Origin of the sequence: Desulfovibrio inopinatus DSM 10711 (assembly GCF_000429305.1) — a bacterium.
GTDB classification, from domain to species: domain Bacteria; phylum Desulfobacterota; class Desulfovibrionia; order Desulfovibrionales; family Desulfovibrionaceae; genus Alteridesulfovibrio; species Alteridesulfovibrio inopinatus.
In genome coordinates, this window is record NZ_AUBP01000001.1 from 534,769 (window position 1) to 558,303 (window position 23,535).

A 23,535-nucleotide genomic window follows, 5' to 3' on the forward strand; every position below is an offset into this window, starting at 1 on the left:
ATAGTGGTTGTTTCAACGCGATGGAGGTAAATCGTGTCGCTCGCAAACGTCAAGACCGGTACCAAGTTGATGGGAGGCTTTTTGACCGTTGTTGTTATTTTTCTTGGTCTCGGGGTCTATCAATTTTATTCTTTGGATACGATGGATACCCTTCATACGGAGCAGATGAAACGATCAGACGACGCTTTGCGTATTACTGAAGTCGACATGAGGGTTGATGAGTTTGGCGCGTTCATTGCCAACGCCATGTTCAGAAACAAGATTGATCAGACTGAACAGGAGTTCGAGGAATTAAAAGAGAATATACGCAGAGATTCCGCCTTGGTGGCATCATTGGTTGATACGGAAGAAGAAGTTGCGTTGTCCAAACAGTTCGGTGAGCGATATCTGGCTATGGCGACACGTTTTCAGAACGAGATATTGCCGTTGCTGAAATCTCGCAGTGTTTCATCGCAACATGTTCGAAATACAATGCAGATCTTTGACATTGCCATGTCGGTAGAAGGGTTGTTTTCCATCTTGTCCGATGTCGCCTATCGACGAGATTTTACCGCTGCCCGTGCCGAACTCATGAAAGCGCGGGATAAATTCAAAGACGGAGGCCTTGCCTTTCAAAGTATTGCGGACACAAATGAAGAAAAGCAGCTCGCAAACCGTTTTACCCAGTCGGGAACGCAGGCTTTTGAGTTGATTTATTCCAAGCTGCTTCCAGAAATGGAAGCGAGTGGCGTTGCCTCGTCAAAAAATTATGCTGAAGTAGAATTGGCGATACATGAAACTATGTCCGCGCTCGAAGCCTATCGGAAATCTCTTGTCGATGAGGCGCATGAGGCGTTGGCTATTGATGAACAAATTCAGTCTCAGTCGCAAAAAATGGCCGTTGCACATGATGAAACGGTTGCTCCTCTTGATCAAATTGTAGAATTGCTTTCAAAAGAAAATGAAAAAGCGACTGGTGCGTACAATGCCGCGATGATCTCCAGTAAAATGTGGCTTGGTATTGCATCGGGTGTCGGAATGCTTCTTGCCATTCTTATTTCCATTCTCATTACGCGGTCTATTATGAAAAGCTTGGGTGGCGAACCCAAAGACTTGGCTCTTATCGCCGGAAAAGTATCCCAAGGGGATCTCAATATTTCCTTTGACGAGACGCGGAATGCTGGCGGTGTATATGGCGCCATGAAAGAAATGGTCAGGGCCGAAAAGGAAATTACTGCCTTAGCCGGCGAACTTGCCCGTGGGAACTTGCGGGTCGTTGTGAAAGAGCGATCGGAAAATGATATTCTCATGCGCTCGCTGAGCAATATGGTGGCTGCCATTCAGGATGTTGTGTCCAAAGTACAGTCTGGAGCGGAAAATGTGGCCGGGGGAAGTGAAGAATTGTCGGCGACGGCTGAATCGTTGTCTCAAGGAGCGACAGAACAGGCTGCCAGCGTTGAGCAAGTATCTTCGTCGATGGAAGAAATGACCTCGAACATCGAACAAACCGCCGACAATGCTCAGCAGACAGAACGTATTGCCGGAAAATCGGCGGTGGATGCTGCACAAAGTGGTGAAGCGGTGCAAAAGGCCGTCGTGGCCATGCGTGATATTGCAGAGAAAATATCCGTTATTGAAGAAATCGCCAGGCAGACTAATTTGCTTGCTCTGAACGCGGCAATCGAAGCGGCTCGTGCAGGAGAACATGGTCGTGGATTCGCCGTTGTCGCTTCAGAAGTTCGCAAGCTGGCTGAACAAAGTCAGGAAGCTGCCGCCGAAATCACCGAATTGTCCACGTCATCACTTACGGTTTCTGAAGAAGCCGGAGAAATGCTCAAAAATCTCGTTCCAGACATCCAGAAAAACGCGGAACTCATTCAGGAAATCTCCGCGGCATGCCGTGAACAGCGCTCTGGTGCCCAGCAAATTAACAAGGCGATTCAACAACTTGACCAGGTGATTCAAAGTAATGCCTCTTCGGCGGAGGAAATGTCTTCAACATCTGAAGAATTATCTGGACAAGCCGATCTGCTCCGTGAAGCTGTGGACTTTTTCAAAATCGAAATTTTGTCTACTCGTCATGCTATTCCGTCTGGTCAAGCTCGACGGCGGCCTGTTCGTCAGAAACCGTCTTTGGAATCTGCTCAGCACAAGACCACGCAAGGCATCAGTCTTCAAATGACTGACTTCGAAACGGATGACAGCAACGATGATGATTTTGAAAAATACTAAAAGAGTGGCTGTTACGGTTGTTTTCACACTGAGAAAACGTATTGTCTCCTTTATGTATTGCCACGAAGAGAGGCGCTGATGCCGGACTCCGTTATATTCACTGTCATAAAGACAGGGAAGGGGATGCAGCTTGCGCTTTCAGGCGTCGCTACGATTCAGCAGTCTGAAGAGATCAAGCAGGCATTTTTATCATGCTTGAAAGAAACCGGTGATGTTGTTCTCGACATCGCCGGATTGACTCGCGTTGATTCATCATTTTTTCAAATGTTGTGCGCGCTGGAAAAATCTCTCGTTGCGCAAAATCGTACATTGCAGCTTGTTGGGAGTGGTTGTTCAAGTGTTGAGGCATATGCCGAGAGAATCGGGTTCTTCAGCCCTTCCCTCGGGCTCTTTCAGCCTGGCGAGGCAGCTGTATGAGTTTGTCTTCATCGGAATTCACCCAGACGTTTCTTGATGAATGTCATGAGCATTTGAGCGAACTCGAAGCCGTGTTGCTTGAGTTGGAAAATGAGCCTGACAATATCGATCTGTTGAATCAAGTTTTTAGATCGTTGCACACCATCAAAGGCTCTGGAGCCATGTTTGGTTTCGATGAGGTCTCTGCGTTTGCTCATGACCTCGAAACCGTCTTTGACAAGGCGCGCCAAGGTGACTTGGTGGTGAGTAACGAACTGCTTAGCACGGCATTGGTTGGTCGGGATATTATCGCGATTATGCTTGACCCTGAACGTGATCTTACCGACCAGGAAAAAGAGCAAAAACGTTCAGTTGTAGAGCGCATTGGGCGATTATGTGATAAAACATCTTCTCAATCCAATGCGCCACACAACGGTGTGTCGGAATCATATGCCGAAGGATCGGCAACGTATGCCCCCGTTGTTTATCAAATTCAATTTATTCCAAAACAAGATATTCTTCGTTTGGGTATGGACCCAGCCATATTATTCGATGAATTACGGGATATTGGAGCGGCATGCATCTTCGCGCATCACGACGAAATTCCCCTTCTTAGTGAAGAATATGAGCCGGAGGTGTGTTATTTCTGGTGGGAAATTGTTCTTGCGACACAATGCGATGAAAGCGTGGTGCGTGATGTGTTTTTATTCGTCGAGGACGATGCATCGCTTCGTATTGAACGTGTGGAGCTTGATTCGGAGGCCGAAGAAACACCGCATAAGCGGCTTGGTGAGATTCTTGTTGAAAAGGGACATGTTTCCCCACAAAATTTGACCGAGGCACTTCAGCCAAGCAAGGTGGTTGGAGACTCGTTACTCGAATTTGGTGGTTGCGACAGCCAGCATGTTCAAGCTGCTTTGGCCGAGCAACCGCAGGATAAAGAGACACATGCTGCAACCAAAGCAAAATGCGGTAAAGCCAGTATTCGCGTTGCTGAGGATCGACTGGACAAACTCGTGGATCTCGTTGGGGAACTGGTTATCCTCCAATCACGTTTGACTCAGGTATCGAAAAAGCGTGGTCGTCGCGACGTGCTTATCGGAAGTATATCCGAAGAACTCGTCCGTCTTTCCGATGATTTGCGATTTTATACTCTGCAAATGCGCATGATGCCCATCGGCTCGGTTTTCGGCCGTTTTCGGCGACTTGTGCGCGACCTCTCGCAAGAGCTGAATAAAGACGTCGAGCTGATCACGGTCGGCGAAGATACGGAGCTGGATAAGAATGTCGTTGATAAACTCATTGATCCCATGTTGCATCTTTTACGGAACTGCATGGATCATGGCATAGAAAGCGCGGAAGCCCGTGCCCAGGTCAAGAAACCGGCAACAGGCCGTATCGAGATTCGAGCTGAACATGCTGGAGGAGAAGTCCTCATAAGCGTGACCGATGACGGGGCTGGGATCGATACGCAGAAGGTACGGGAAAAGGCTATTACGCAGGGTTTAATAAGCGCAGATAATGAATATGATGACGACTATTTGTACCATCTCATTATGCGGCCAGGTTTTTCTACTGCCAAATCCGTGAGCAACGTCTCGGGGCGTGGGGTTGGTATGGATGTCGTCCAAAAAAGCATCGATAGCTTACAAGGAACCCTGTCCATCACGTCTTCGCTCGGCAAAGGGACAACATTTACGATTAAACTCCCGTTGACGATGGCTATTATGGATGGTCTCCAGGTCCTATGCGCTGGAGAACACTATATTATTCCGTTGCAAATGGTTGAAGAATGTGTGGATCTCCTCGTTGTTCCGGATGCAGCAGCAGGAGACAGACAACTTCTCTTGCATCGCGATACGTATATTCCTTATTTGTGTTTACGCTCTGTCGTGGGACTTGAGGGAGAATGCCGAAGCCCTGCTAAAATGGTTATCGTTTCATCTGATGGAAAGCGTGTTGGCGTTGTCGTCGATGAGGTTCTTGGACAGTTTCAGACTGTTGTCAAAAACTTGGGAGTTGTCTTTCGGAATGTGAGAAGTGTCTCAGGGGCAAGCATCAGTGGTGATGGTCGGGTCCAACTCATTATCGATGTTCCACGACTGATTGAAGTGGCCATGCGAAAAACGACAAACGCCACATTTGCAAGAGAGCGGGATGCCAATGCTTACGTCGAATAAAGAATTTCTTGTCTTCTCTTTGGGGAACGATGCATTTTCCATACGCTTGCCGCGGGTTCGTGAAATTGTTGCAGCACGCCACGTGACACGCGTGCCGGAAACACCCCCTTTTCTTATTGGTGTGCTGAATTTGAGAGGGAAGATTGTTCCGGTTGTCGACTTGCGACGAAAGTTTGGCTTTGCTGATGTTCAAGTTACTCGGGATACAAGCATTATCATTGTTGAGGCAGAGCAAGAAGGAGAGAGTGCTCTTTTTGGCTTACGTGTCGACGCCATTCACTCTGTCGAGAAAAAACAATCTTTCAGCATGGATGAAACACCCAAGTTTGGACTCGGGGTTGAGGAGTCGTATATAGACGGCGGATTTGACCTCAATGGGCGATACGTTGTTTTACTCAATACGGGGTGCTTACTTGCTTTGGAAGAATTTGATGCTTTTCTTTGAAGAAGTCTTAGCGCCGTCGCAGGCGTGAGAGGGGGGTATCTCTTGGGATATTGGGGGCAATTAATAAGCTGTGACGTCGAGAGGTGCTTATTCGAAGCTTTTCGGCAAGAGTTTCAGTACATCCTCGAAAGACGTTGATTCATCAACTCCTTCAAAGATTTTGAGCGCGGCTCTTACCGCGTCCGCATCGTACAATCGTCCGGCATTGGTCTCTATTTCGTGGAGTGCATTCACAAGTCCGAGTGACGGTCGGTACGGCCGATGAGAGCTCATAGCTTCGATCACATCGGCAACGGCGAGAATGCGGGCTTCCGGCAAAATATCGTCCGCCTGGAGTCCTTTGGGGTAGCCTGATCCGTCGAGTCGTTCATGATGCTGCAATATCATGGATGCAATGGGCCACGGAAAGGGGATATTTTGAAGGATTTCATACCCCGTGACCGGGTGTTCCCGTATCAATCCCATTTCGAACACATCCAGCGAACCTTGTTTGCATAAAAATTCTGCAGGGATACTCGTTTTCCCGATATCGTGAAGCAGGCCAGCGAGGCGAATTCCTTCAATGGCATCGTCGTTATATCCCATCATACAGGCAATGGCCCCAGCAAGTTCGGCCACATTTTCCTGATGCCCAGACGTATACATATCTCGAATTTCGACGGTCTTTGCCAGGGAGCGGGCGGTGTCGAGCAAAAGGGTGCGAAAATTTTCCAGACTTTGGTGGACTTTGTCCTCGGTAAGCTTCTTGTCCGTAATATCGAACATAGAGCCTTCATGAAGAATCACTTTTCCCGAACCATCACGGATAGCTCTGGCATTGACCGACGCCCAAATGATTGACCCATCCTGCCGACGGACTCTCGCCTCAAAGTTTGTGACGATAGTGTTTTTTTCAAGTGCGATGTCGAGGCGAAGTTTATCGGTTGGATCGTAGAAAATGTCGGTTTGCATGTTGCAACTTTGGGCAAGCATGACTTCCGGGTTTTCATAGCCGAGCATTTGGGCCATGGAAATATTGGCCATTATGATACGATGATCAAGTGTAGCCTGGAAAATTCCTTCGACGGAGTTATCGACAATATCGCGATATTTTTCCTGTACTTCGGCCAAAGCCCATTCTGTGCTTTTGGTAAACGACGTGTCTTCAACGTATCCGATAATAATGGGCTCTGCAGCTTCATCCGTTTGAATGAGCTGAATTGTTTCCCGAATCCAGATAATATTGTTATCGCTGCAGATCGCTTGGGTTTCGATGTTTTCGATTTGATGTGTTTCTTTGAGGCGTTCCATGATATCCGCACGTTCATCCTCGTCCAGATAATAATGATCCGGCGTGGTATGCATAGCCTGAACAAAAGCCTCTGGAGAGTCGTACCCGAACATGGAGGCCATAGCGTTGTTGACCGCCAGAAAATGTCCATCAAGAGACTTTCGGTACATGCCGATGGGGGCATTTTGAAATAATTCTGCGTACATGGCGAGAGAAGTTCTGAGGGAGTTATTTAACAAATTTGCGGACAACAGCCACGAGTTTTTCTGCTGTAAACGGCTTGACTATCCAACCCGTCGCCCCCACTTCTTTACCGAGTTTTCTTCGATCCGCTTGCGTTTCGGTGGTCAACATCACGATGGGTATATACTGATACCGCTTGTCTGCGCGGATATGTTTGACCAGCGTCAAGCCGTCCATCATAGGCATATTGACGTCGCAAAGGACGAGTGCGATATCTTCAACCAGCTTGGTAAGGGCGTCGCTTCCGTCAACGGCTTCGATGACCTCATAGCCAGCTTCGCGAAGTGCGTTTGAGACCATTTGGCGGACTGTGATTGAGTCATCCACCGTCATGATGCATTTTGTAGGCATGTCCCCAATATCCCGTGGTGTGTGCGGTGACGAAATGACTTTCATGGAGCCTATAGTAGAAAAGTCCATAGCGTAAAATTGCGCAAAAGAAAACTGTAAGCTGTTTTGAATGCATTTTTTATTTCGTACAGTTTAATGTGTTGACCATGAATTGTTGGAAGATGCAATGACAATGCAGAGAGGTGAACGTTTTTTATGAATGATTCCAGGTCGTGGCGTTTGTATTTCGTCGATATTTTGAATCATCTTGGGAAATTCTTTCTCATCGCGTTTGTGCTGGTGCATGGGGTTATATCGGGTGAGATCGCCTGCTCGACGCAATTGCCGAGGTATCTGGATATTTCCAAGCCTCCGCAGGAGGCTGTGTCGGCAGTGCATCGCAAAGATGTATTTCCGTTACATGTGAAGTCTGCAATTTTATACGATATGACAAACAGCGTAGTGTTGTACGAACAGGAGGCTGATAAACGTATCGCACCAGCATCGCTCACCAAACTATTAACGTTGTATTTGGTGTATGAAGCGGTCAAAGACGGTGAAGTCTCTCCTGAAGAGGAATTGCGCATTAGTGCCAAGGCAGACAGAACTGGTGGATCAAGTATGGATGTACGAACCGGAAACACCGTGAGCTTATTGGAAGTTGTTAAAGGAATCGCCATTGCTTCAGCCAATGATGGGTGTGTGGTTGTGGCTGAAAACCTGGGACACGGAGATACATCCGAGTTTGTCAAATTGATGAATGACAAAGCACAGGCTTTGGGGATGACACAGAGTCATTTTGCCAACCCTAACGGGTTGCCCAATAAGCGACAGTACACGACAGCGCGGGACATGCTGGTTTTGGCCAGTGCTTACTTGAGCCATTTTCCGCGCTCACTCGCGTTGCATTCACAACCTGTGTATATGCGAGATTCTGTTGTAAAAAAGAATAGCAATAAACTTATTGGAACCTGCGACGGTGTGGACGGGCTTAAGACCGGATTTGTTGCATCTTCAGGATTTAATATTGTCGCTACGGCCGAGCGGCACGGCCGTCGGCTTGTTGCTGTGGTTATGGGAGCCCACTCAGCTGCCATTCGGGCACGTGAGACGCGGGCTTTGCTTGAAGCCGGTTTTGCAGATAATGGGAAGGACTCTCAATAATGTGAAGATCTCCCCCCGTGATGTCTTCATAGAGACTAAACGATTTATGCTTTTTAAAGAAGAGCACTGCGTGTATTGAGCGGTGCTCTTCTTTTTCTGTTTCTATCCCGCAAGCTCTGTAATCTTTCGAAGTCTTTCTCGCCTCGAACACACTGGTTTTTATACTATTCTTGCTGGAATGTCGTTTCCATCAGTGACGTAATCTGTCCGGATGTAAACATATCCCGCAACACCATTGGAGTTTGGCAGTTTGTTTCCCGAGGAAACAGGGCGACCAAGGGAATACTTTGACTTCCGAGTGAATTGAGGAGCTTCATGGTATGTTCGTCATTGCGAGTCAAATCGACCTTGATGAAGGTGGCGTCGAAGCGATCGCTCCACGTATCAATGTTGTCCGGGGTAAACACGGTTTTTTCGAGTAATTTGCAAGTGGGGCACCATTCGGCTGTAAAATCGAGAACAATATTTTCTTTACAGAGTCGGTCTGTGAAGGTCGCTGGCGTATAGTCGACCCAGCGGGAAGGCTCGTCTTCGCCGCGAAAGAGCAGCACAGCACCGAATACAACAATAAATACTGCCACAAGACGCAAAGCAAGTCGTCGGGAAGGAGGTTGCGAGAGTGATGTTAATTTCCCCCAAATGTAGGCCGCAGCAGCCACAAGCCAAAGCAAGATCAACGTAGGGAAAACCAATCGCGTTTCAAGCATGGCCAAAAAATAGAGGCTCGTGGCAACAAGAACAAAGCCGACGAGTCGTTCGAGGTGAATCATCCAGGGACCGGGATTGGGAAAAAATCGCATCGCTTCAGGGCGTAACGCCAACAAGAGATATGGAAATGCCATACCGATGCCGATGGTGAAAAATACCGCCATGATAACGACGGTGGGTTGCAGTAAAGTCCAAGCAAGAACGCCACCTAAAAAAGGTCCGCTGCATGGAGTTGCTAAGAGTGTGGCAAGAATCCCTGTAAAAAAAGCACCGTGAGGACTCGTCTCATTGGTTTTCGTCATCCTCAACGATAAGATCGGTAAATGGTAGATATCGAAAAGGCTCAATGCGAGGAGAAAGATGATAGCGGAGGCCGCAATAATGACGGTTTGATTTTGAAAGAGTCCTCCCCATGCCAGACCGAGAGCGCCGAAAATAACACTGAGAATGATAAAATAGACAATGATCCCAAGGGAAAACATGGTGTTGTGTTGGCGTAAAATTCTCGCACGTTCCATGGCACTATTTCGAGAGCATGCCGAGAGGAGGCCGGTCAATTTGAGACTCATGACCGGCAAGACACATGGCATAAGATTGAGAATGAGCCCGGCAAGAAACGCCAGGGGTAATGCTTTAAGCAAACTGGACACTTCAAAGTCGGGAGTGGCGTAGCGTGGCTCAAATTGGTTTTCCGTTGGAAGCGTACTGTCCGTTTGCTTCGGTGTCGTGGGCGTCTTGATATTGTCTGGCGTTGTTGGTGTTGGGGCCACTGAGGGGGGATTGTTCTGAAGAGAAGCGAGGAGTGTTGAGAATCCCGTGTCGGCTAACTTCGGGAAGACGGTATCTTGTGTCGCGGTGAAGCGCAGCGTCTTGTGAACAGGCCAGCAACTCGTACTGGAGCACATGAGCATGGATGCGTTTGCGGTGAGTGTGAAAGGGGGAACCAGACCGGCAGGGAGTTTGACGAAGATTGGCGTTGTATCATTGTACACGGGAACAACCGTGTCTTTATCAAACAGATCCGGTTCGAGTTCTGGTTCAGGGTAGAGTGAAACAAGTTCAGTCTTTTCCGGTTCAAGTGTAAAGGTAACCGTGGTGGGTTGCCCTGTGGGCAATTCCCCTGGACCGTAGGCATGCCACCCCGTATGAGGGGAAAGTGTCAAAATTCCGACAAGCATGCTGGGAGTGTCACGGTTTTTCGCCCCATCCTCCTGCTGAAAGACACCGAGAGACAGGGAGACCGAAGTTTGTGCATCGCTTCGCAATGGGCTAAGAGTAAAGATTACAACGCTCAGAAAAAAAATGAATCGAATGACGGTGGAGGTGACGGTTCGTGGGCGGGGTGTTCCCATGATGTGTCCTTGCTGCAAAAGTCTCATGGTGTTGACGATGCTCATAAGTCAGATACGATCCCTCTTTTGCAAGAGGGGGAATATCGCAAATGTGCACCGAGGAGCCTCGGTTTCGAGAAAAATGTCATGATTTTGTTATGATGTCATAACAAGGGCAGAGTACCCTCTGGTATATTCCTTGCTGCTCTAAAAAGTGGCAAAAAATGCCGTCTTGCACATAACGCACGGAACTGCCCACAGGCAAGACGAGTATAGCGAAAATATGTCGAGACAGCTAGCTGTGTTCGCAAGAAAAGCACTTGCGTAGCCGTACCGTATGAGGCATGACTATAGTAACCATCAGTGTTTTGAGTAAACTTTCTTCGAAAGCAACTTGAAGCGCAATGTTGAAAAAATGGGGAACCCATGCAGGGCCGACATTCCACACGCCGCTCCAGCCAATCGTTTGAACAGTTCGATTGGCGTGGATTGGAGGAGCAACTCGTTTCCACTCGGGAACGGTTGCGCCTTATTCTGGCGGATCTGCAAACCGTTCTTCATAATGTGAAGCGCACTGGACAATATGCCGGAGCATGGAATTCCGAAGCCGGCCATGCATCAGCCGGACGCTCAGCGTCCAGTTTTCGTGAGACGCGCACTCGTCGACAATCGAGTGCCGAAGCGGGACGAACTGGGTGTCGATTCGGAGACACCCAATCTTCCAGGCGTCGGACTACATGCAGACCGGGCGAGAATAAAACTCGAGCCGGGTTTTCATCACATTCCGGGAAACGTGAAACCCGCACCTCTTCATCGTTTTTTTACAACGATACCACCAGACAGGAAAAAAATAACAACACGGGAAAACCCCGCACCGAGACGGGAGCAAGGAAACGTTCCACGGAACGCGATTTTCAGAGAGAACAGCGCGAATCATTTTCAAATACGCAGGCGTCTGGGAAAAAATCCGAATCTACGTCGGAAAGCTCAAAGAAGAATACAAAATTTCAAGAACGTTCTTCGGCCGAAGCCACATCTGGGCCGAATTCACGAAGTAGTGGCCGAGAAACGACGTATCGTGCGGAAACGAAGAGTTCGCGTGCGGAAACGAAGAGTTCGCGTGCGGAAACGAAGAGTTCGCGTGCGGAATCGACGTGGAAAGATCGCACACAACATCAGGCGCAATCCAACGCTGAACAATCCCAGAAGACGCATTCGCGCGCTGGAGCGTCTGGATCAACAAACGGGGCAAGGACGTCTCGATCCTCTGCAGGTGCCTCTGAGCATACTCAATACAAGCGTCGGACCATGTATACACAGTCTCACGAAACTTCGGATGAAAAGAAGCGCCAAACGTGGCGTACCAATGATGATAAAAAGACGCAAAGCCGTTTTTATTCAAAGTCGAAAAATGAAGACACGTCTCGCCAAGAACGCACTCGCCAACAGAGTGGCGCGACATCGTCAGGCTCACAGAAAGCTTCATCGTTTCGCTTTCGATCTCGTGCGGATGAACGCGCCCGGCGTGAGAAGCAGGAGTCGACATCCGGTTTCAATCGTTCAAAGACCCATGAAAAGACGTCGCGATCTTCATCCCATAATCGCCAGCAGACCCATTCGGATCAACGCCGATCACAATCCTATTCCCACCATGCAGAAGCCGCATCCGGGAAAATGACACTTAAGAGTGCATACGAAGTGCTGTGCTTGGCATGTCCGTCTTCTCCGGGTGAAATCAAATCTGCCTATAGACAACAGGCTAGGCGGCATCATCCTGATCTTGGCGGTGATGAAGAAATGATGAAAACCGTCAATTTGGCTTATGAAATGTTGATGCGTTTTTGTGCTGGAAAAAATGCGGCCCAAGCCGCATGGGCAGCCTAAACGCCCTCTGAAGAATCAGGGAAAAAAGAGCAGGAGGTATTTGTCCTCATGCTCTTTTGTATTTGGAGGCGATGCGAACCAGCTAATAACGTTGAAAACCGTCATCGTCTTGAGGGATCGAAGTACCAAGGGATTTTGGAGAGAGCATATTAGGGGCGGTATCCAGACGGAAAAACGCCATCGTCGACTGAAGTTGTTCGGCCTGGCTGGATAACTCTTCAGCCGTGGAACTCATTTCCTCTGCCGCGGAGGCGTTCTTTTGAATAATTTGGTCAAGAAGTTGTATCGCCTTGTTGACTTGGGCGGCTCCGCTATTCTGCTCCGCGCTTGCAGAAGAAATTTCCTGGATCAGTTCGGCTGTTCGTTTGATATCTGGAACGATTTGAGACAGCATTGTTCCGGCATTCTCTGCAACAATCACACTTGATGCTGACAATTCATTGATTTGAGCCGCTGCTGTACCACTGCGTTCAGCCAGCTTACGCACTTCTGCGGCCACCACGGCGAAGCCTTTGCCGTGCTCGCCAGCACGAGCGGCTTCAATGGCGGCGTTGAGCGCCAACAGGTTAGTCTGGCGGGCGATTTCCTCAATGATGGACGTTTTTTCCGCAATGTCTTTCATAGCTTTGACTGTACGGAGGACGGCCTCACCACTTGATGTCGCATCGTCGGCAACTTTTATGGCAAGCTTTTCGGTTTGTTTGGAGTTCTCTGCATTCTGTTCGATATTCGCCGCCATTTCTTCCATAGATGATGAGATTTCTTCAATACTGGCTGCTTGTTGGCTCGCTCCCTGTGAAAGCGATATGGCGGCTGCCGAAAGCTCTTGGCTCCCCGAATTGACGTTCTCACCTGCGGCTTTTACTTCACCGACCACACCACGGAGTTTGAGGATCATTTTCTGCAAGGATGTGGCCAGTGTACCGGTTTCATCGTGCGATGTCGCTTTAATCGTCTGATTGAGATCGCCTTTGGCCAGCGCCGTGGAAACCTCGACACCCCGTAATATGGGACGGGTAATAACCCGTGAGATAATAACTCCCAAAAGAATGGCAAAGATGGTTCCTAAGGCCATACCTCCGATGGTCATAGACATGGCGCGCTGTGCTTCGCTTTCAGCTAAAGACATCGCTGTTTCCGACTCAGAGCGGGCTGCTGAAATGAGTCCTTGGATTTTTTCAATCGTGTTGCGTTCCTGTTCCAAGGCTGACCCCATGGCGATTGCCGCGATGTCTTTATACAAAGATTCGGCCATGTCAGCTTCAGTACGCAAAACGCGGAACAGCGCAAACGTTTCATTCATCGCTGGGAGGAGTTTTTCAATATAAATGTGGCGGGCCATCTCTTTTTGGTTGGTCTCAAACAACTCTTTGATGCGCTTGACGTTGTCGTGGAAAGCCTCATGGTAGGGTCTGAGTTTGACGAGCGTTTCCTGGATACGTGGATTGTCGTAGCGCTGACTGTTCATCCACTTTCCAAAATTACACTTTGTTGAATCGGTACCGCCGTCGAATGGTGTATCAAGAAGAAGCATTTCGGCTATTTGTGACGCAACTTTGTAATGGTCACCACGAAAAGTCTGTAGTTCTGTTCGTAATTGTTGTGGGTTGAGAATATCGGTCTTGTCGAGCGCTTTTGAGATATTCACCGCCTTGACTATCTCTGACTGCCATGCATCCCACGATATTTGAAGTTGGTCTATCTCGCGCTGTTCAGCTTCGAAATGACCAATATTACGAAATCGTTGTAATGCCAGCGCTGTTTCTTCTTTGGATTGAGAAATGTGTTCATATTGCCTTTGACGCATTTCAATCGACATACCTGGGGCGAGTAATGTTCGTATCGCGGATTTACTCGTTTGTGTCTCGAAGTTCATTAATTGAAGGTTATCAACTGCAGGAAGTGAAACCTTTCCAAGAGAAAGAATGTGCTCTTTGAGAGAAGACATCCCTCCGAGGCTGACAATTCCAACGCTGAGCGTGATAACGGCTGTAATGAGAAATCCACCAATGAGTTTTGTGCGAAGACGAAAATTACTCACTGCTACTCCTTTGTGAGGCTGTTAAAGGAGTCAAGACTGTATTCGATATAGAATAAATAGGCAATGATTGTTGATATTGTTTATGGATGAATATGGTAGATGCTGCAGTATAGTGCATCCGTTGTATATTCTAAGTATTGGATAAAACTCAAAACAAAAAAAGCGCGCCGAAGCGCGCTTGATACGTGGATGAAGGTCGAAGCCTTATTGCGTTTGGCAGGAAGAAATTTTTTCGGCTTCTTTGGAACCTTTGAGTTTAATAATGTAATTCTGCACTTGTTCCATGGCTTTCCACTGTTCGAAATGATATTGCCAATCGTCAAAATCGAGTCGTTTTTCGTCGAGGTAGTTTTCGTGGCCTTTAATCCATAGCGAGAAAACGTACATATCAATCTTGAAGTCTTGGCTATCGAAGGCATCCGTGATCGTGTCATAACGATAGGTGTCCCCTTCGAGTGCTTGAAAGACATAGGCGCATACATTTTGTTGCGAGGATTGGTAGTCAGTGGGTTTGCCGTTCACTTCTCGTGCAAGTTGCGCCAAATTCGGATGCTTGGTGGTAACGGCTTCAATTACTTCTTCAGGGACTTCGACGTAAAGTTTATCGTCTTTTTCCACAGCGAAGTAAAATCTGAGCCAGTGTTCAAACGAGAATATTTCGGCAATATCTTTGGCGGCATTTTCAATGCTGGAGTTCATAATACATTCCTTGTTGTTTCAGCAGATATTCAAAATGTGTTGAGACTTGCCGCCATACGGGGCAAGCCGTGGTCATGCCTGGATCAAGGGGCTTTCGTCAAGTTCCGTCATCAAGCACGCGCGAACAAGTTCTTTCGTGTATGGATGACGTGGCGTTGTAAGTACCGTATCGACGGGACCGATTTCAACGATACGTCCCTGGTGAATAACCGCAATATTATCGGCAAGAGATGCAACAACGGAGAGGTCATGTGAAATAAAAAGCATGGTAGGTTTGTGTTGCACCGTCAGCGTCGACAATAAGTACAGAACTTGTGCTTGAACCGAGACATCAAGAGCGGAAACTGGTTCGTCGAGCACAAGTACTTTGGGATCTGATGCCAAAGCTCGGGCAAGAGCAATACGTTGGCGTTGTCCCCCCGAAAACTCGTGCGGATACCTCGATCCGCTTCGGGGATCAAGTCCGACCATTTCCAAGAGTCTTGCCGCTTCCTCTTGGCGTTGTCTTCGAGAAAGACGACGTGCAAGATCAAGTCCTTCCGTTAACGACCATGCCACGGTTTTTCGTGGAGAGAGGGAAGAAAATGGGTCTTGAAACACCATTTGAATCGTACCGTTTCCACCGGCTCGTGCGGGAGTATCCGGAGAAGAAAACAGTTGGTCATCGATAAAAACCTTTCCTTCAGTCGGTTGGAGGAGCCCAACAACAATGCGTGCGAGTGTCGATTTTCCCGATCCCGACTCTCCTACCAATCCAAGACAGCTTCCACCTTCGATGTGGAGGCAGACCTGGTTGAGAACCTGTGAAGAGCGTGCTTGTTTGGCAAACGTCGAGGAATGAATGAACCTTTGGCTGACGTTGTGGATGTCGACGGAAGGAAACCGCGGATTTTCATGAGAAAGTGTAATGTTTGATGCCATTGTTAATGATAACTGACTCGATGTTTAGGTGCATGCATATATCGATCAATACCAATGACAAAGAGTCGTCCTCGATACCACACAGGCAGCGCCATGTATTCGATGAAAACGAGCTCTCCTTCTGGATGGACCCAGGCAAACGCCCCGGTAAATGGAGATAAGTTCTCTATTTCTGTTTGCATTTGCAGAGACTGGGCGTGAGTATGCTCATGCGTTTGAAACATACGCATATCGCCAGTGGAGAGCAGGTCTTCACGTGAGCGTCCAGCCATATCTGCATATGTTTGATTACAGAAAATCAACTGACGTTTCAGGCTTCCCGAGTATCGTAACGTAATGGAGAATCCTGTTGCTTTGTCGAATAGCAAGTGTTGATATTCTTTGAGGAGATTTTCCATAGTTCTCTCGGAGTACCGCTTATGCATAGAGCCAGCACCGAGCAGTACGCGATGGTCCGGCATGAAAAAGCGGGGGCTTTTCTCGGAAACACGGTTCGAAAACTCGTGGGCACCGAGGGTGGAATGGACAGCCCTCGGGTAAGGCCGATGGGCTTGGGGCCGAACCTGTAATGGGACGCAGTGGCGCTGATCGATCCGCGCGCGGAAGCGATCCGACAAGACCTTCTGTATAAGGATGGGCTGGGGACGTTAATATATCGCGCCCTCGACTTGTTTCCATAACACTGCCTGCATACATGACGGTTATGCTCTTGCAGCTCCGGGCTGCAAGTCGCAAATCGTGTGTAATAAACATGACCGCTGCCCCATGGTCTTGCGACGTGTCCAGTAATCGTTTGAGAACCGTGTTCGCAATGATTGCATCAAGTGCCGATGTTGGTTCGTCCGCTATAACAAGTGCCGGATCGCAGGATAGCGCCATGGCAATGAGCACTCGTTGCCTCATGCCTCCGCTCAACTCGTGCGGGTAACGTCGGGCAAGGCGGTTGGGCTCATTGAGCCCGACAGCCTGGAGTAACTCCGCCGAGGCTGCCCAGGCATGTTTGCGCGTCATCTTGCGATGGAGTCGAAGGGGCTCCGTCACCTGGTCGGCAATCGTTAAAACCGGGTTGAGCGCTGTCATAGGCTCTTGAAATACCATACCGATGCGGCTTCCGCGTATGGATTGGAGCTGGCTTTCGGTATATGTAACAAGGTCGTGACCTTCGAACAGGATGCGGCCGGAAACAATTTCTCCTGGCTTGGGGAGCAAACCTAAGACAGACAAAGCCATAACGGATTTACCACTTCCCGATTCTCCGACAATACCGATGATTTCTCCAGACAGCACTTGTAGGTCAACACCGTCGACAGCTTTCGCTTGGTGAAAATAAGAACGAAGATTGCTGATGTAAAGAAGTGGTTGTGTCATAGTGGATACACATCGAACGCAGGGAAATAGGTTGTTGCTGTTGCATTTTCACGATATGGCCTGTGTCCCTGGTGGACAATGTAAACTCGTATCCGTGTTATCCTGTCGAGGTCAACCTTCGCGTGCATTCCGTGAAACTTACTTGAGGTGAATACGTGCAAATAGCCATTATTGGAGGCGGACTTGCCGGTTGCGAGTGTGCCTATGCACTCGCCGAGCAAGGTATTGCTACGGTCCTTTTTGAAATGAAGCCCGAGAGCTTTTCTCCAGCGCATACCAGTGAGGGATTGGCAGAGCTGGTCTGTTCAAATTCGCTCCGTTCCGATGACCATGCATCGGCTGTTGGTCTCCTGAAACAGGAAATGACCGAGTTGGGAAGTCTCATCATGCGGGCAGCTCGTGAAACCGCAGTGCCTGCCGGCAAAGCATTGGCTGTGGACAGAAGTGCATTTTCGGCGTGGATAACGCAAATTATCGAAGACCATCCGCTTGTGACCCTGAAGCGGCAACACATTCATGGTCTGGATGATCCTGCTCTGGCCGATTTCGATATCGTGGTTGTCGCGGCGGGGCCATTGGCTTCAGACGACGTGGCACAGAGCTTGGCGACGATCATTGGCGGCAATAGCCTTTATTTTTATGATGCCATTGCACCGATTATTGCCGCAGAATCCATTAATATGGATATCGCGTTTTGGGCTTCACGATATGAAGACGGACCCGGTGATTATTTGAACTGTCCCATGAGTGCCGAAGAATATAAGCGATTTTATGATGCGCTCATGGAAGCGGAGAAAGTGGCTCCCCGTGAATTTGAAAAAGAAATTCATTTTGAGGGGTGTATGCCGGTTGAAGCCCTGGCGGAGCGTGGAGAGAAAACACTGACATTCGGTCCTCTCAAACCCGTTGGTCTCGTCGACCCTCGAACAGGTCGACGGTCGCACGCGGTTGTGCAGTTGCGCCCGGAAAATCTTGCAAGGACGGCTTTGAACATGGTCGGCTTTCAGACCAAACTGAAATACGGTGAACAAGAGCGGGTCTTTCGTCTTATTCCTGGACTGGAACACGCTGAATTTGAGCGCTTGGGCAGCATTCACCGCAATACCTATGTGAATGCGCCGCAGGTTCTTGCTCCTGACTTATCGTTGCGCAATGCGCCACATATTTTTCTTGCGGGACAAATCACCGGCGTTGAAGGGTATGTCGAATCTGCAGCCTGTGGTTTATGGTTGGGACTGCTTCTCGCTGGGAAGGCAAAAGGGCGTGACCTTCCACTTCCTCCGGATGAATCCGCATTGGGAGCCTTACTTCGTCATTTACGTACCCCAGTAAAAAAATTTCAGCCGTCGAATGTTATGTTCGGTCTCTTTCCGGAGCTTGAAGGCCGGTTTAAGAAAGCCGACCGAAAAAAACGGTATGGAGAACGTGCCCGGACCGTTTTTGCCGAATGGAAACATAAGACTATATAGCCTCTGCTTCCCCCCTGCATTATGGAACCCTCCGCAGGGGGGAAGAAGATGGCATTGTATTCTGTCTCTTCTCCTGACCAATACTGCGTTCTCGCCGAACGTGATACATCCACGTCGTCTTGCTTCATTTTCCGACACGCATCAATAATTAAAGCATAGCTGCTGGATTCTTCTCATGAACTCTGCCGGAGAAGCATCGCTTGTGTTTACTCTGTTGGGGACGCTCCGGGGGCGGCCATTCCTCTTGTGCGCTGTTTGAGAGATTCAAGCGATGAGCGAAGATGTTTAGGAAAGGGGAGTGTCGCGTCGTGTTCTTGGGCTTGCGTCTCGGCGCTGACAGCCATTGTGGAAGGGATCAATCGTCCGTCGTCGTTTAACGTCGCGTAGTACCATGTGTTTTCATTGATGAGTACCGTATACCCTTGAGGTGTTTCAAGAAAATGTTGGAATTCATCTCCTCGAGCGCTGGCTTCAAAACAGTAGCCATTGGGTTGTGTTAACGTGACGTTTCGCTGCAAAGCCGGACCAGCGAAAGCCGAGTGAGAAGGCTGGAATAAGAAAAGGATCACGAACATCGTCCAAAAGAAAATAGTAGGAATAGAGTTCATAGACGTTTCCTCCGTACGTGTGGTTCATAGTTGTCTTTTGTTAACAGGTTGAAAACAAAATGTTTTTACGTTGAAAAAAGATGTTTTTTCTTAAAGATAATTTTTTTTAAAAAACTCCTAAAGTTTTCTGTGGGGCCGACGATAAGATTGTCAAGCAATTCGGGGATCACTCTCGCCGAGCAAGATTGTCACTGGGATGATCGTTGCTGGCATAGTGGATACGGCAAGGATGCCGATGATCTTCAAGGAGGAAAACCATGGCTCTCGTTATCAATCACAACCTTATGGCAATGAACGCGAACCGCAACCTGAACTCTGCCTACGGTGCTCTTGCTACGTCGACCCGTCGTCTGTCTTCGGGCCTTCGTATCTCCACCGCGGCTGATGACGCCGCTGGCTTGGCTGTTCGGGAACTTATGCGGTCAGATATTGCCGCCTTGAACCAGGGTGTTCGTAACGCCAACGACGCTATTTCCATGATTCAGACGGCTGACGGCGCGCTCGGTGTTATCGACGAAAAGTTGATTCGTATGAAGGAATTGGCGGAACAGGCATCCACGGGTACCTATACGTCTGCCCAGCGTCTGATCATCGATTCGGAATACCAAGCGATGGCTTCGGAAATCACTCGAATCGCTAACGCCACCGACTTCAACGGCATTCATCTTCTCAATGGTAACCTGTCCGGTTCGACCCACAGCGGTAATGCTGCCACCAAGTCTGGTTCCAGCGGCAAGATGAAGATTCACTTCGGTACTGCGAACGACTCGGCGGAAGACTACTACTACGTCCAGATCAACAACTCCACCGCTTCGGCGCTGGGTGTTGGGAACAGCATCAGTGCTACGCAGGATGGTTACACCATCTCCACGCAGGAAGCTGCTCAGAAGGCTCTGGTCGCTATCGAAAACGCGATCGTGTCCAAGGACAATATCCGCGCGAACCTGGGTGCGTTGCAGAACCGCTTGCAAAACACCATCACCAACCTGGAAATCCAGGCTGAAAACCTGCAGGCCGCTGAATCGCAGATTTCTGACGTCAACGTTGCTACGGAAATGACCGAGTTCGTGCGTCAGCAGATTTTGACTCAGGCCGCAGTCGCCATGCTCTCGCAAGCCAACAGTCTGCCAAGAATGGCCATGCAGTTGATGGGCTAATGGCAAAAAAGACTTTTAACCCCAGAGTTGCATAGTGAATGAGGCCGGACCGCCCTGCGGCCCGGCCTTTTTCAATAAGAAGGAATTTTCATAACACGTTGTATTGAGGATTTAATCGACTGATTTGGTTTTCATTGGCATCGTATTTGCTTGGTTCTAGGCGGAGCCATTGTATCGGCAAAAAATTCCGTCAAGGATAGAATCATGGTATCAGACGTCACATCCACTTCCGGAGCAATCCACTTTACCGGTCTTGGAAACGGTACAGATTTTGACTCTATGATCTCCAGTTTGGTGAGTGTGGAGAGTCAACGAGTTACGACGTTGGAAAACTGGAAGGCGTCGTGGGAAACAAAGGTCGAGTATTTTCAGGCTTTGAACACCCAGATGTTGACGATGAAAACAAGTCTCGAAGGAATGGACACAGTTGGTGAATTCCTGACCAAAGAGGCGAGTGTTACAGACTCTTCAGTATTGACAGTGACGGCTAGCGCTGATGCCGACGAGGGAACCCACACTATTGAAGTCAATCAGATTGCTCAGGCTTCGGTTATGGTTTCTCAAGCGTCCTTTGCTGCAGCGGATTCTTCTATCAATGGTACCGGAGGAGATCTCATCTTTGCGTATTCGTATGGTAGCGATCCAACGGTCTATTCGCTCACCGTTCCCGACGGTTCTTCTCTGACTGACCTTAAAGATATTATCAATGCGGATAGTGACAATCCCGGTGTAAAAGCATCTGTTTTGTACGATGGGACAAGTTACTATCTTCAGTTGCGTGGTATGGATACGGGTGCAGCCGAAGGGGAAATCACAATTGATGCCACGACAACCGTGACGGATTTCGACGCCAACGCGAAGTTTGATGAAACTCAGGTCAACCAAGATGCCCAATTCAGAGTTGATGGCTGGCCTGCAGCGGGTTGGATTGAGCGTTCGACGAACACCATTTCAGATGTCATTACGGGACTGACGCTGAACCTCAAGAGCGATACTGGAGGTTCGACGGAAACAATAACTATTGCGACCGACTATGAAGCCGTAAAAGAAAATGTTCGTACTTTCGTTGATCAGGTGAACCAAGTTCGTACCCTTATCAAAGCAATGACGAAATTCGATGAGACCACACAAAAAGGGTCCGTCCTGACAGGGAACTACGGTGTTCAGCTCATTGCGACACAGCTCAAGACGGCTGTTTCGGATAAGCCCCCCGGATTTGACTACGATAACGATACATATTGTACCCTGTCTCAGCTCGGTATTTTGACAGAGGCTGATGAGGGATCGCCAAATGCGGGCTTGCTTGTCCTTGATGAAGACGCCTTGGACGAAGCACTTGATGATGATCCGTATGCCGTTGCCTTGTTGTTTTCTGCCAGTGGTGTTGGAAGCACCAATTCTTCTGATATTACATATGAGTCTAAGATTGATGGAATTACAGAACCTGGCACATATACGCTTGAGTATACAGTGGATGGTTCGGGAGACATTACCTCCGCTACTATCAATGGCGAAAGTATAGATTCATCGTATATTAACAATACAAATCATACCATCACATCGGACACTGGTGATTCTAAAGGTCTTGAAATTTCGGTCAATAACTTGAATGCGGGAAACTATTCGCATGAAGTGTATGTCAAGCAAGGGAAGACCGGTGAACTCGTCGATAAACTTGATGTATTGACCGATGATGACGATGGTCCGCTCGCCATTTTGGAAGAAAATTATGGCGACATCATGAATAATATCGATAAAAAGATTGAATATGAAGAGCGTCGTATTAGTACGATGGAAATTCGTTTGCGCGAACGTTTTGCGAACCTTGATTCCAGATTGGGCTATTACGATGATTTGTTGTCACAGCTCAAGAGTCAAATCGCCCAGCTTGATGATTAACGAGATGACGTACAAGGGGTATTTTCATGCAAAAAGCAGCGACCGCATACCTTCAAACTCAAGTAAGCAGCACAAGTCAGGGCGACCTGCTGATTCTGCTGTACGAAGCGGCCATCAAGTTTCTCAAGCAGGCAAAGGAAAAAATTGCCGAACGGGATTATGCCGCGAAAGGTATTCGCATTTCCAAGGCGCTTGATGTCATCAATGAATTGCAGGGGAGCCTGAATACGCAAAAAGGTGGAGACTTGGCTGAGAATCTCAGTCGTCTGTATTTTTATTGCAGCACAAAACTGCTCCAAGCCAACCTGAAGCTTGATGTCAACATCATTGATGAAGTCATCACTATTTTAAGTGAGTTGCATGACGCCTTCGTGCAGATTAATAAAGGAACAGCGCAAAGTGGCGCCATGCCAAACGCGAGTGTCCCACCCATCCAACCCAACCCCGCAGCTGCAGCACCTCAAGATCCCAATGAATCCTCCAAGGGAGCGCTGTTGTCCTTGTTCAAGGCGCAGGCTATGAAAAACAAAGCTGCTGCAAAACCGTCGGCTGATTCTTCTGTACCAGAAACACAAGCTGGGGAAAGCCAACAGTCGGAAGCTCCTGCAACGAAGAAACCTGCCGGACCAGCAACCACCATTTCATCCGGCCAGCCCAAAAACTCGACGCCAAACCTGTCGACTTACGGAAAGTTCGGGCTTGATAAGCGGCCTTCGGCGGGGCAAACTCTTCCGCCAACGTCAGCTTCTCCATCTTTGGGCTTATCCCGTCCGACGCCGGCGGCCTTTCCTCGAGCTTCTTCGCCTCAGGGCAATACAGTGCAGTCTCAATCTCAACGCGCTCCATCTCAAGCGGTGCCACCGAAGTCGACAACATCAGAGCAGCCGATTGTTCCTCCTAAACAGCCTCTTTCAACAAAGACGTCTTCCACGGAAGATGAGGCTGCTGAATCGATCACAGTGATTCCTAACCAAGCTACATCAAAAACGCAAAGAGCGTTTGCCGCTTATGCGTCAGCCAATAAGCAGAGTTAATTTTATCTATAATTCGTTGTAAATGAAGGGGGCTTTTGCCCCCTTTTTTATGCGTGCTTTTTATGCGCGTGTTTAGAGTGACTAGGGCGTGTTTCTAAATAAAATCCTAGACATTGAGATTGGTTATAGCATTGTATCCAGATGAGTCGCCACAACATTTCAGACGATCTATGGCAG

At 48.6% G+C, this 23,535-nt stretch carries 19 protein-coding genes; 10 read left to right on the plus strand and 9 right to left on the minus strand.

Annotated elements, in window-relative coordinates:
• The first annotated feature begins 33 nt into the window (after window positions 1–33).
• From G451_RS27035 to G451_RS27045, 4 genes are all read left to right on the plus strand, one after another.
• Complete coding sequence (locus G451_RS27035) at window positions 34–2,211, plus strand: methyl-accepting chemotaxis protein (RefSeq protein ID WP_051261037.1); 2,178 nt, start codon at window positions 34–36, stop codon at window positions 2,209–2,211.
• 78 nt (window positions 2,212–2,289) lie between these two features.
• Window positions 2,290–2,628 carry an STAS domain-containing protein gene (locus G451_RS0102310; RefSeq protein ID WP_084448315.1) on the plus strand — a complete coding sequence of 113 codons (339 nt, stop codon included), beginning with the start codon at window positions 2,290–2,292 and terminating at the stop codon, window positions 2,626–2,628.
• Complete coding sequence (locus G451_RS27040) at window positions 2,625–4,787, plus strand: chemotaxis protein CheA (protein ID WP_051261038.1); 2,163 nt, start codon at window positions 2,625–2,627, stop codon at window positions 4,785–4,787. The genes G451_RS0102310 and G451_RS27040 overlap by 4 nt, the downstream gene beginning before the upstream one ends.
• A complete protein-coding gene (locus tag G451_RS27045; RefSeq protein WP_051261039.1) occupies window positions 4,765–5,232 on the plus strand; it encodes a chemotaxis protein CheW in 468 nt (155 codons plus the stop codon). Before G451_RS27040 ends, G451_RS27045 begins: the two co-directional genes overlap by 23 nt.
• An 87-nt stretch (window positions 5,233–5,319) precedes the next feature.
• Here G451_RS27045 and G451_RS27050 read toward each other — a convergent pair whose 3' ends face one another.
• Together G451_RS27050 and G451_RS0102330 are read right to left on the minus strand one after the other, a co-directional pair.
• Window positions 5,320–6,708: an HD domain-containing phosphohydrolase gene (locus G451_RS27050; RefSeq protein ID WP_051261040.1), complete on the minus strand. Its 1,389-nt coding sequence runs from the start codon at window positions 6,706–6,708 to the stop codon at window positions 5,320–5,322.
• Window positions 6,709–6,730: 22 nt separating this feature from the next.
• Window positions 6,731–7,096 (minus strand): response regulator, encoded by a 366-nt coding sequence (locus G451_RS0102330; protein WP_034640455.1) that lies wholly within the window; start codon window positions 7,094–7,096, stop codon window positions 6,731–6,733.
• A gap of 195 nt (window positions 7,097–7,291) precedes the next feature.
• Between G451_RS0102330 and G451_RS27055 the strand changes: the two genes are divergently transcribed.
• Entirely contained in the window at window positions 7,292–8,239 is a 948-nt protein-coding gene (locus tag G451_RS27055; RefSeq protein ID WP_051261041.1) for a D-alanyl-D-alanine carboxypeptidase family protein, read from the plus strand.
• 164 nt (window positions 8,240–8,403) lie between these two features.
• Here G451_RS27055 and G451_RS27060 read toward each other — a convergent pair whose 3' ends face one another.
• The gene (locus G451_RS27060) at window positions 8,404–10,299 is read right to left on the minus strand and encodes a protein-disulfide reductase DsbD family protein (protein ID WP_169727805.1); all 1,896 of its coding nucleotides are present in this window, start codon (window positions 10,297–10,299) and stop codon (window positions 8,404–8,406) included.
• A gap of 405 nt (window positions 10,300–10,704) precedes the next feature.
• Between G451_RS27060 and G451_RS32140 the strand changes: the two genes are divergently transcribed.
• Window positions 10,705–12,162, plus strand: coding sequence for a J domain-containing protein (locus G451_RS32140; protein WP_051261043.1), 1,458 nt, complete (start codon window positions 10,705–10,707; stop codon window positions 12,160–12,162).
• Between the two features lie 82 nt (window positions 12,163–12,244).
• Here G451_RS32140 and G451_RS27070 read toward each other — a convergent pair whose 3' ends face one another.
• The 5 genes from G451_RS27070 to G451_RS0102370 form a co-directional block, all read right to left on the minus strand.
• Window positions 12,245–14,203, minus strand: coding sequence for a methyl-accepting chemotaxis protein (locus tag G451_RS27070; RefSeq protein ID WP_051261044.1), 1,959 nt, complete (start codon window positions 14,201–14,203; stop codon window positions 12,245–12,247).
• 204 nt (window positions 14,204–14,407) lie between these two features.
• Window positions 14,408–14,902: a hypothetical protein gene (locus G451_RS0102355; protein WP_034640187.1), complete on the minus strand. Its 495-nt coding sequence runs from the start codon at window positions 14,900–14,902 to the stop codon at window positions 14,408–14,410.
• 72 nt (window positions 14,903–14,974) lie between these two features.
• Window positions 14,975–15,823: an ABC transporter ATP-binding protein gene (locus G451_RS27075; protein WP_051261045.1), complete on the minus strand. Its 849-nt coding sequence runs from the start codon at window positions 15,821–15,823 to the stop codon at window positions 14,975–14,977.
• 2 nt (window positions 15,824–15,825) lie between these two features.
• Window positions 15,826–16,221, minus strand: coding sequence for a PAS domain-containing protein (locus tag G451_RS0102365; protein WP_027183011.1), 396 nt, complete (start codon window positions 16,219–16,221; stop codon window positions 15,826–15,828).
• A gap of 19 nt (window positions 16,222–16,240) precedes the next feature.
• Complete coding sequence (locus G451_RS0102370; protein ID WP_027183012.1) at window positions 16,241–17,191, minus strand: ABC transporter ATP-binding protein; 951 nt, start codon at window positions 17,189–17,191, stop codon at window positions 16,241–16,243.
• Window positions 17,192–17,346: 155 nt separating this feature from the next.
• On the opposite strand from G451_RS0102370, the gene trmFO reads away from it, so the two are divergent.
• A complete protein-coding gene (trmFO, locus tag G451_RS0102375; RefSeq protein WP_027183013.1) occupies window positions 17,347–18,660 on the plus strand; it encodes a methylenetetrahydrofolate--tRNA-(uracil(54)-C(5))-methyltransferase (FADH(2)-oxidizing) TrmFO in 1,314 nt (437 codons plus the stop codon).
• A 206-nt stretch (window positions 18,661–18,866) separates the two neighbouring features.
• Here the strand turns inward: trmFO and G451_RS0102380 are convergent, their stop codons facing one another.
• Window positions 18,867–19,268, minus strand: a complete 402-nt coding sequence (locus tag G451_RS0102380) for a hypothetical protein (RefSeq protein WP_027183014.1) — start codon at window positions 19,266–19,268, stop codon at window positions 18,867–18,869.
• A gap of 257 nt (window positions 19,269–19,525) precedes the next feature.
• On the opposite strand from G451_RS0102380, the gene G451_RS0102385 reads away from it, so the two are divergent.
• From G451_RS0102385 to fliS, 3 genes are all read left to right on the plus strand, one after another.
• Window positions 19,526–20,425 carry a flagellin N-terminal helical domain-containing protein gene (locus G451_RS0102385; RefSeq protein ID WP_027183015.1) on the plus strand — a complete coding sequence of 300 codons (900 nt, stop codon included), beginning with the start codon at window positions 19,526–19,528 and terminating at the stop codon, window positions 20,423–20,425.
• A gap of 204 nt (window positions 20,426–20,629) precedes the next feature.
• Window positions 20,630–22,324: a flagellar filament capping protein FliD gene (fliD, locus tag G451_RS0102390; protein ID WP_034640190.1), complete on the plus strand. Its 1,695-nt coding sequence runs from the start codon at window positions 20,630–20,632 to the stop codon at window positions 22,322–22,324.
• 26 nt (window positions 22,325–22,350) lie between these two features.
• On the plus strand, window positions 22,351–23,358 hold the full coding sequence (fliS, locus tag G451_RS33530; RefSeq protein ID WP_084448316.1) for a flagellar export chaperone FliS: 1,008 nt from the start codon (window positions 22,351–22,353) through the stop codon (window positions 23,356–23,358).
• Window positions 23,359–23,535 lie beyond the last annotated feature (177 nt).

Bases quoted from the DNA above. Each gene is read 5' to 3' on its own strand.
- G451_RS0102330 (WP_034640455.1), bottom strand. From the start codon at position 7,096: ATGCCTACAAAATGCATCATGACGGTGGATGACTCAATCACAGTCCGC.
- G451_RS27050 (WP_051261040.1), bottom strand. From the start codon at position 6,708: ATGTACGCAGAATTATTTCAAAATGCCCCCATCGGCATGTACCGAAAG.
- G451_RS0102370 (WP_027183012.1), bottom strand. From the start codon at position 17,191: ATGACACAACCACTTCTTTACATCAGCAATCTTCGTTCTTATTTTCAC.
- G451_RS27075 (WP_051261045.1), bottom strand. From the start codon at position 15,823: ATGGCATCAAACATTACACTTTCTCATGAAAATCCGCGGTTTCCTTCC.
- G451_RS0102355 (WP_034640187.1), bottom strand. From the start codon at position 14,902: ATGAACTCCAGCATTGAAAATGCCGCCAAAGATATTGCCGAAATATTC.
- G451_RS27060 (WP_169727805.1), bottom strand. From the start codon at position 10,299: ATGGGAACACCCCGCCCACGAACCGTCACCTCCACCGTCATTCGATTC.
- G451_RS0102385 (WP_027183015.1), top strand. From the start codon at position 19,526: ATGGCTCTCGTTATCAATCACAACCTTATGGCAATGAACGCGAACCGC.
- G451_RS27040 (WP_051261038.1), top strand. From the start codon at position 2,625: ATGAGTTTGTCTTCATCGGAATTCACCCAGACGTTTCTTGATGAATGT.
- G451_RS27045 (WP_051261039.1), top strand. From the start codon at position 4,765: ATGCCAATGCTTACGTCGAATAAAGAATTTCTTGTCTTCTCTTTGGGG.
- G451_RS0102380 (WP_027183014.1), bottom strand. From the start codon at position 19,268: ATGAACTCTATTCCTACTATTTTCTTTTGGACGATGTTCGTGATCCTT.
- G451_RS32140 (WP_051261043.1), top strand. From the start codon at position 10,705: ATGCAGGGCCGACATTCCACACGCCGCTCCAGCCAATCGTTTGAACAG.
- fliD (WP_034640190.1), top strand. From the start codon at position 20,630: ATGGTATCAGACGTCACATCCACTTCCGGAGCAATCCACTTTACCGGT.
- G451_RS0102310 (WP_084448315.1), top strand. From the start codon at position 2,290: ATGCCGGACTCCGTTATATTCACTGTCATAAAGACAGGGAAGGGGATG.
- G451_RS0102365 (WP_027183011.1), bottom strand. From the start codon at position 16,221: ATGGAAAATCTCCTCAAAGAATATCAACACTTGCTATTCGACAAAGCA.
- G451_RS27055 (WP_051261041.1), top strand. From the start codon at position 7,292: ATGAATGATTCCAGGTCGTGGCGTTTGTATTTCGTCGATATTTTGAAT.
- fliS (WP_084448316.1), top strand. From the start codon at position 22,351: ATGCAAAAAGCAGCGACCGCATACCTTCAAACTCAAGTAAGCAGCACA.